The sequence below is a fragment of the Paracoccus haeundaensis genome, from assembly GCF_006239215.1.
Lineage (GTDB): Bacteria > Pseudomonadota > Alphaproteobacteria > Rhodobacterales > Rhodobacteraceae > Paracoccus > Paracoccus marcusii.
The window spans coordinates 24556-31746 of the sequence record NZ_VDDC01000043.1; the positions used below are offsets into that span (position 1 = coordinate 24556).

The 7191-nt window shown below is 70.9% G+C and carries 10 protein-coding genes; 3 read left to right on the forward strand and 7 right to left on the reverse strand.

The genetic code is table 11. The annotated features are described in order from the left end of the window. The first annotated feature begins 142 nt into the window (after positions 1-142). Complete coding sequence (locus tag FHD67_RS17660) at positions 143-970, forward strand: DUF6635 family protein (RefSeq protein ID WP_139599506.1); 828 nt, start codon at positions 143-145, stop codon at positions 968-970. 7 nt (positions 971-977) lie between these two features. On the opposite strand, the gene queF is transcribed toward FHD67_RS17660, so the two are convergent. After that, positions 978-1439, reverse strand: coding sequence for a preQ(1) synthase (gene queF / locus FHD67_RS17665; protein ID WP_139599507.1), 462 nt, complete (start codon positions 1437-1439; stop codon positions 978-980). Positions 1440-1541: 102 nt separating this feature from the next. Here queF and FHD67_RS17670 point away from each other — a divergent pair, with 102 nt between their 5' ends. Beyond that, on the forward strand, positions 1542-1940 hold the full coding sequence (locus tag FHD67_RS17670; RefSeq protein ID WP_139599508.1) for a group III truncated hemoglobin: 399 nt from the start codon (positions 1542-1544) through the stop codon (positions 1938-1940). 14 nt (positions 1941-1954) lie between these two features. Here FHD67_RS17670 and FHD67_RS17675 read toward each other — a convergent pair whose 3' ends face one another. The 6 genes from FHD67_RS17675 to FHD67_RS17700 all read right to left on the reverse strand — a co-directional run bounded on the left by FHD67_RS17675 (position 1955) and on the right by FHD67_RS17700 (position 6602). After that, complete coding sequence (locus tag FHD67_RS17675) at positions 1955-2611, reverse strand: trimeric intracellular cation channel family protein (protein WP_239441277.1); 657 nt, start codon at positions 2609-2611, stop codon at positions 1955-1957. After that, entirely contained in the window at positions 2608-3060 is a 453-nt protein-coding gene (rnhA, locus tag FHD67_RS17680; protein WP_139599510.1) for a ribonuclease HI, read from the reverse strand. The genes FHD67_RS17675 and rnhA overlap by 4 nt, the downstream gene beginning before the upstream one ends. Continuing rightward, the gene (locus tag FHD67_RS17685) at positions 3053-3658 is read right to left on the reverse strand and encodes a glutathione S-transferase family protein (RefSeq protein ID WP_139599511.1); all 606 of its coding nucleotides are present in this window, start codon (positions 3656-3658) and stop codon (positions 3053-3055) included. Before FHD67_RS17685 ends, rnhA begins: the two co-directional genes overlap by 8 nt. Positions 3659-3721: 63 nt before the next feature. Then, entirely contained in the window at positions 3722-4051 is a 330-nt protein-coding gene (locus tag FHD67_RS17690; RefSeq protein ID WP_045981390.1) for a DUF1330 domain-containing protein, read from the reverse strand. A 68-nt stretch (positions 4052-4119) separates the two neighbouring features. After that, positions 4120-5076 (reverse strand): 4-hydroxy-3-methylbut-2-enyl diphosphate reductase, encoded by a 957-nt coding sequence (ispH, locus tag FHD67_RS17695; RefSeq protein ID WP_139599512.1) that lies wholly within the window; start codon positions 5074-5076, stop codon positions 4120-4122. Between the two features lie 95 nt (positions 5077-5171). Further along, entirely contained in the window at positions 5172-6602 is a 1431-nt protein-coding gene (locus FHD67_RS17700) for a cobyric acid synthase (RefSeq protein ID WP_139599513.1), read from the reverse strand. A gap of 72 nt (positions 6603-6674) precedes the next feature. Here FHD67_RS17700 and secG point away from each other — a divergent pair. Further along, positions 6675-7191 (forward strand): preprotein translocase subunit SecG (gene secG, locus FHD67_RS17705; protein WP_139599514.1); only part of this gene is annotated, 517 nt, incomplete at its 3' end.

The window sequence follows — 7191 nt, forward strand, 5'->3', positions numbered from 1 at the left end:
CCACCGGGCTGCTAATTCGAGATCCGAACGCCGGAAATTTCATCCGCCCTCTATAGAAAGCGCTGCTTGGCGCTGCAAGCGCCGAACCTAGCGCATGGGCCCCCGTCCCGCTAGACTGCGGCCACCGCCTTCGGAGAGCCCGATGCCCCCCGCCCCCCTGCGCAGCCGCCTGACCCGTCGCGATGCGGCGCTGCGCCGGTTCGCACGGCTGCGCTACGGACCGCGTGGCACGCTGGCGCTGCACCGCCACGCGATCGGCGCGGACCTGCTGCGCGCGCCGGTGAACGTGATGCTGGCGCCGGTGGCCCTGCTGATGCTGGGCGCGGGCTGGGCCCTGACGCGGATGGGGGCCACGCGGGTGGGCGGCTGGCTGCGCAGCCGGCGGGTGTTCCTGCGGTCCGACGTCTCGACGGTGATCCAGCGCGACCTGGGCGCGCTGATCGCCGATCTGCAGCGGCAGGGCCTGGGTCCTGACACGTCCCCCGACCGCATCGCCCGCGCCATCCGCAGCCATGCCGACACCCGCAACGCCGTGGCCGAGATCACGACCTCGCTGATCGTGCTGACCGTGGGGATCGCGCTGTTTCACCGCGCGACACCGGGCATGATCTCGCTTGCCGGGCCGATGGCGCAGATGCGCGCACATGGCGCCGCGGTGCGCGACTTCGCCCTGGGCGACACGTTGGGGCGGGCGTGGTACTGGGCCTTTCCGGTGGAGACCGCGCCGCTGACGGTCGTCGCGACCGGGGTGGCGCTGGCCGTGGCGGGGTCGCTGGTCACCACCTTCGCGGGGCTGATCGCGGACCCGGTCCAGCTGTGGACCGGCGTCCATCGGCGGCGCCTGTCGCGCCTGATGGCACGGCTGGATGCCGAGACGGACAGCGGCGCGCCAGAACCCGAACACCTGCTGGCCCGCCTTGGCGACGTGATCGACACGGCGCTGATCGCGCTGCGATCCTGGCGCGGCTGAACGCCGCCTAGCCGCGCCCGCGATAGGTCGGCACGCCCTGATCGGGCAGCCACAGGCCCGCAGGCGCCGCGCCCGTCTGCCAGAACACGTCGATCGGCATGCCGCCGCGCGGGTACCAGTATCCGCCGATGCGCAGCCAAGCGGGCTGCAGCAGCTCGGCGATGCGGCGGCCGATGCCCACGGTGCAATCCTCGTGGAAGGCGCCGTGGTTGCGGAAGCTGCCCAGGAACAGCTTCAGCGATTTCGATTCGACCAGCCAGTCGCCGGGGACATAGTCGATCACCAGATGCGCGAAATCGGGCTGGCCGGTCAGCGGGCACAGGCTGGTGAATTCGGGCTGGGTGAAGCGCACGGCATAGGTCTGGCCGGGCTGGGGGTTGGGCACACGTTCCAGCACGGCCTGGTCGGGGTGCTGCGGCAGGGGGGTGTCGCTGCCCAGCTGGGTCAGCGCGTCGGTATAGTGGCTCATGTCTCGCTCCTGTTTTGTCCGGGTGGGCTGCGACCGGGTGGCCCCCCTTACGGCGGCACGCGGCCCCTTGCAACCGCGCCGCCCCTGCCCCAGATGCGGCGCATGGACCCGCGTTTCGACATCACCGAGGCAGAGATCGCCCGCACCGTCGCCGTCTTCTACGGCGCCGTGCGGCGGCACGAGGTGCTGGCCCCGATCTTTGCCGAACATGTCGGCGACTGGGCCGCGCATGAGGATCGCATCACCGCCTTCTGGAAGGGCGCGATCCTGCACAAGGCCGGCTACAACGGCAGCCCGATGCGCGCGCACCTGTCCGCGGGCAACGTCCGCCCCGAGCATTTCGAGATCTGGCTGGCGCTGTTCGACGAGGCGCTGCGCCGCACCCTGCCACCCTGGTCGGCCCGCGCCTGGTCGCAGATGGCGCATCGCATCGGCCAGGGGCTGCGCGCCGGGGTGCAGAACATCGACGCGGGCCGCGCGGGGCCGCCCGTCCTGCGCTAGCCGCGCGCCCTGCGCTAGCCGCGGGTGCGCGGCGGGCGGGGCCGATAGACCGGCAGCTTCCAGCCCCGCACCATGCTGCCCGCACGCAGCACGAAGGTGACCACGCCGCAGGCGGCCAGGGCCTCGACCCGGCCCAGGCCCATCCAGACCAACAGCACCGCCGCCAGCGCCCCGCCAAAGGCCGCCGTCAGGTACAGCTCGCCCTGCTTGAGGACCAGCGGCACCTCGTTGCCGACCACGTCGCGCATCAGCCCGCCGAAGGTGCCGGTGACGACGCCCATGATGACCACGATGACCGGACTGAACCCGCCCGCCAGGGCCACGGCGACGCCCGCGGGCACCGCCACGGACAGGGCAAAGGCGTCCAGCCACAGCAGCAGGCGATAACGGCTTTCGAACCGGTGCGCGGTCCAGAACACGACCATCGCCGCCACCGCGGCCACCACGACCAGTGACGGCCGGGCGACCCAGAACACCATGTCGCGGCCCAGGATCAGATCGCGCAGCGTCCCGCCGCCCACCGCCGTCATCGCGGCCATGAAGACAAAGCCCACCGGGTCCAGCTGCGCGCGGCTGGCCACCAGCGCCCCGGTCAACGCAAAGACCAGCACCGAGGCATAGTCCAGCACCCAAACCAGCGTGGGCAGCCCCGCGATCACCTGTCCCGTCACGGCTTGAACGGCGCCATGCCCGCGCGGGCCAGTTCGTCCGCACGTTCGTTCTCGGCATGGCCGGCATGGCCCTTGATCCAGCGCCATTCGACGCTGTGGGTGGCCTGCGCCGCATCAAGCCGCTGCCACAATTCGACGTTCTTGACGGGCTTCTTGTCGGCCGTCTTCCAGCCGTTGCGCTTCCAGCCGTGGATCCACTGAGTCACGCCGTTCTTGACGTAATTGCTGTCGGTCACGATCACGATGGTGCTGGGGCGGGTCAGCGCCTCCAGCGCGCTGATGGCGGCCATCAGCTCCATCCGGTTATTGGTGGTGGCGGCCTCGCCGCCCTGCAGCTCGCGCTGCTTGACCACGTTCGCGCCGTCCAGGGCGCGCATCAGCACGCCCCAGCCGCCGGGGCCGGGATTGCCGCTGCAGGCGCCGTCGGTCCAGGCGAACAGTTCAGCCATCGATGGTCACGTGCCCCGGAAGGGCCGCCACCCGCGCCAGCCAGCCGCGCACGGCCGGAAAGCGGTTCATGTCGAACCCGCCGCGCGCACCCGCGCTGTGCGTATAGGCATAGAGGCAGATGTCGGCCAAGCTGGCCGCGTCGCCCACCAGCCAGTCTTGGGTCGCCAGGTGATCCTCCATCACGGACAGCAGCGCGTGGCCGCGATCCAGCAGGTCGGCCAGCCGGTCGGGCGTGGCATCCGCCGCGCGATGGGGATAGCTGACCAGCGCCTGGCGCACCGCGATGACCGGTTCGTGGTTGTACTGTTCCCAGAACATCCATCCCAGCATCTGCGCCCGCAGGGTCCGGCTGGGGGGCCAATAGGCCGTGCCCTCGCCCAGATAGCACAGGATGGCGTTCGATTCCGCCAGCGTGGTCCCGTCGTCCAGACGCAGCGCCGGCAGCTTGCCGAAGGGCAGCGCGCCCTGGTCCTTGGCCTGCTGCAGGGCGGCCGATCCGTATTCGCAATCGACCCGGTCCAGCGACTGGCCGGTCAGCGCCGCCAGCAGCCTGACCTTGTAGCTGTTGCCCGATGAGGGCATCGAATAGAGCCGCATGCTGTCCCTTTCCGCCATGTCCGCGCCGCTATAGCCGCGATCGGCGCGGCAGGCCAGCGGGCCTCAGGCGGGCGCGGGAAGATAGGGGATGCTGCCGGCCGCGTCGCTGTCGTCGATCAGCCGGAAATGGCTGACGGACCCGCCCTTGCGGGCATTGGCATGGGGCGCATAGTCGGGATCGTTGACGAAGCCCATCGCATCCTCGCGGGTCGGGAACTCGATCAGCGCGATCAGGGTGACGTCGCGGGCCTCGCCCTCCAGCGTCTCGATATGGCCGGACCGGGACAGGTAGCGGCCGTTGTGGCGGGCGGCGATGTCATGGACCGCCGCCGCATAGGGGGCGATCCAGGCGTCGTCGGTGACGGTGACTTCGGCAATCAGATAGACGGTCATGTGGGGTCCTCCAACCTGTGGCCGGAGGATAGGACCGGGGCGGGCGATCCGGCAAGGGGCCGGTTCGGTCAGGCCGTCTCGCGCAGGACGCGGGGGACCTTGAACTCGACCCGTTCCACGGCGGTCTCGACCACCTCGACGGTCACGTCATAGCGGGCGTGGAAGGCGTCGATGACCTCGTTGATCAGCACCTCGGGGGCGCTGGCGCCGGCGGTCACGCCGATGCTGCGGATACCGTCCAGCGCCCGCCAGTCGATCTCGGCCGCGCGCATCACCAGCTGGGCATAGCCGCAGCCCGCGGCACGCCCGACCTCGACCAGGCGCTTGGAGTTGCTGGAATTCTCGGCCCCGATCACCAGCAGCGCATCGACATGCGGCGCCACCGCCTTGACCGCCGCCTGGCGGTTGGTGGTGGCATAGCAGATGTCTTCCTTGGCGGGCCCGATGATCGCAGGGAACCGCGCCTGCAGGGCCGCGACCACGGCGGCGGTATCGTCGACGGACAGGGTGGTCTGGGTGATGAAGGCCAGGCGCGCAGGGTCGCGGACCTGGACGCGGGCCACGTCGGCCACGTCCTCGACCAGGATCACCTCGCCCTCGGGCAGCTGGCCCATGGTGCCAAGGACCTCGGGGTGACCCCTGTGCCCGATCATGATCATCTGCAGGCCCGCGGCGTGGTGCCGCTCGGCCTCGATATGGACCTTGCTCACCAGCGGGCAGGTTGCGTCGACATAGACCATCTCGCGGCGCTGCGCCTCGGCCGGGACGGCCTTGGGGACGCCATGGGCGGAAAAGATCACGGGCCGGTCGGCCGGGCATTCGTCCAGTTCCTCGACGAAGACCGCGCCCTTGTCGCGCAGCGTGTCGACGACATACTTATTGTGCACGATCTCGTGGCGGACAAAGACGGGGGCGCCCCATTTTTCCAACGCGAGTTCCACGATCTTGATGGCGCGGTCGACGCCTGCGCAGAAGCCGCGCGGGGCGGCCAGATACAGGGTCAGGGGGGCTTTGATCTGTTCCATACCCCTCAGGTAGCGTGCCGACCCGGTTTCGTCCAGCGCCACGCGGTCACATCTGCTGCACCCTGCGCGCATGGCGGAGGCGCCCGCATCGGGGATCAGCGCGCGACGGCCAGCAGGGCCCCCACGTCCAGATGCGCCTCCAGGTGATCCGCCAGATCGTCCAGCGCGGCATCCACCCCGGCCTCGAACCCCGGCCGCGAGGCGGCACCAAGCCGGGCCAGGAAGGCCGCGCGGAACGCGTCGTCGGAAAACAGCCCGTGCAGATAGCTGCCCGTCACGCGGCCATCCGCGCTGATGGCCCCGTCGGGGTCGGGGACATGGGCAAAGGGGCGCGCGCAGTCCGGGCCGTCGGTGCGGCCCATGTGGATCTCGTATCCCGACACGGGCTGGCCCAGGGCGGTGCCGGTCACGCGGGTCAGCCGCTTATCGGGGGCCATGACGGTGGTCACGTCCAAAAGGCCCAGCCCCGCCACCTGCCCTGCCACCCCGTCCGCGCCCGACGGATCGTCGATCATCCGGCCGAGCATCTGATAGCCACCGCAGATGCCCAGCACATGCCCGCCGCGCCGGTGATGCGCGGCCAGGTCGATGTCCCAGCCCTGCGCCCGCAGGAAGGCCAGATCGCCCAGCGTCGATTTCGTGCCTGGCACGATCACCAGACCGGCGTCGCCGGGGATCGCCTGTCCCGGCGCCAGCATGGTCAGGCGCAGGCCGGGTTCCGCCGCCAGCGGGTCCAGGTCGTCGAAATTGGCGATGCGCGACAGGGTCAGGCAGACGACATGCAGTCCCGCCCCGCGGCTGGCGCGCAGATCGACCGCATCCTCCGCCGGCAGGCGGTGCGCGTCCGCGAACCACGGCACGACGCCGAAGCCGCGCCAGCCGGTGCGCGCCTCGATCATCCGGTAACCGTCGTCGAACAGGCGCGGATCGCCGCGGAACTTGTTGACCAGGAAGCCCCGGATCATCGCGGCGTCGCCAGCGTCGATCACGGCCTGGGTGCCGACGATCTGGGCGATGACCCCGCCCCGGTCGATGTCGCCCGCCAGCACGACGGGCACCCCCGCCGCGCGGGCAAAGCCCATGTTGGCGATGTCGCGGGGGCGCAGGTTGACCTCGGCGGGGCTGCCCGCGCCCTCGACGATCACCAGGTCATGGGCGGCCGACAGGCGGGCAAAGCTGTCCAGAACCCCGCCTAGCAGGCGGGGCTTCAGCCCGTGGTAATCGCGCGCCTCGGCACGGCCGATGGCGCGGCCCTGCAGGATCACCTGCGCGCCGCGGTCGGTCTCGGGCTTCAGCAGGACCGGGTTCATGTCGGTATGCGGCTCCAGCCGGCAGGCGCGGGCCTGCAGGGCCTGGGCGCGGCCGATCTCTCCGCCGTCGGCGGTGACGGCGGCATTGTTGGACATGTTCTGCGGCTTGAAGGGCGCCACGGACAGGCCGCGGCGGGTCGCGGCGCGGCACAGGCCCGCCACCAGCATCGACTTGCCGACATTCGAGCCGGTGCCCTGGATCATCACCGCAACCATCGGACACTCTTGCTTGCCATCACCCTGACAGGTGACTAGATAGGCGCGTCCGCAAATGAAAGGCCGAAAGCCGTGGAAAACGTCATCCTGACCGTCCATCTGATCCTGGCAGTGATGCTGGCCGGGGTCGTCCTGCTGCAGCGTTCCGAAGGGGGCGGGCTGGGCATGGGCGGCGGTGGCGGTGCCGGCGGCGGCGTCATGTCGGGCCGGCAGGCGGCCAACGTGCTGACCCGGGTGACGTGGATCCTGGGCGTGGCGATCTTCGCGACCTCGATCGCGCTGACGATCCTGGCGGCGCGCCAGGCCAACAACAGCTCGATCATGGACCAGTTCGGCGGCCAGGCCCCGACCGAGGCACCGGCGACCGGACTGCCGGGTCTGCCGGCCTATACCCCGCCGCCCTCGACCGCGGGCAACCCGCTGACCCCGCCCAGCCCCGATGCGGCGACCGACGCCCCGGCGACCCAGGCCCCCGCGACGGACGCCCCGGCGACAGACGCGGCCGTGATCCCGGCCCCCGCGGCCCAGACCCCGGCAGAGGCACCCGCGACGGCACCCGCCGACGCGCTGACCCCGCCTGCCCCCGACG

Bases quoted from the DNA above. Each gene is read 5' to 3' on its own strand.
- queF (WP_139599507.1), bottom strand. From the start codon at position 1,439: ATGAGCCACTATACCGACGCGCTGACCCAGCTGGGCAGCGACACCCCC.
- FHD67_RS17660 (WP_139599506.1), top strand. From the start codon at position 143: ATGCCCCCCGCCCCCCTGCGCAGCCGCCTGACCCGTCGCGATGCGGCG.
- rnhA (WP_139599510.1), bottom strand. From the start codon at position 3,060: ATGGCTGAACTGTTCGCCTGGACCGACGGCGCCTGCAGCGGCAATCCC.
- ispH (WP_139599512.1), bottom strand. From the start codon at position 5,076: ATGGAACAGATCAAAGCCCCCCTGACCCTGTATCTGGCCGCCCCGCGC.
- FHD67_RS17685 (WP_139599511.1), bottom strand. From the start codon at position 3,658: ATGCGGCTCTATTCGATGCCCTCATCGGGCAACAGCTACAAGGTCAGG.
- FHD67_RS17670 (WP_139599508.1), top strand. From the start codon at position 1,542: ATGGACCCGCGTTTCGACATCACCGAGGCAGAGATCGCCCGCACCGTC.
- FHD67_RS17700 (WP_139599513.1), bottom strand. From the start codon at position 6,602: ATGGTTGCGGTGATGATCCAGGGCACCGGCTCGAATGTCGGCAAGTCG.
- FHD67_RS17690 (WP_045981390.1), bottom strand. From the start codon at position 4,051: ATGACCGTCTATCTGATTGCCGAAGTCACCGTCACCGACGACGCCTGG.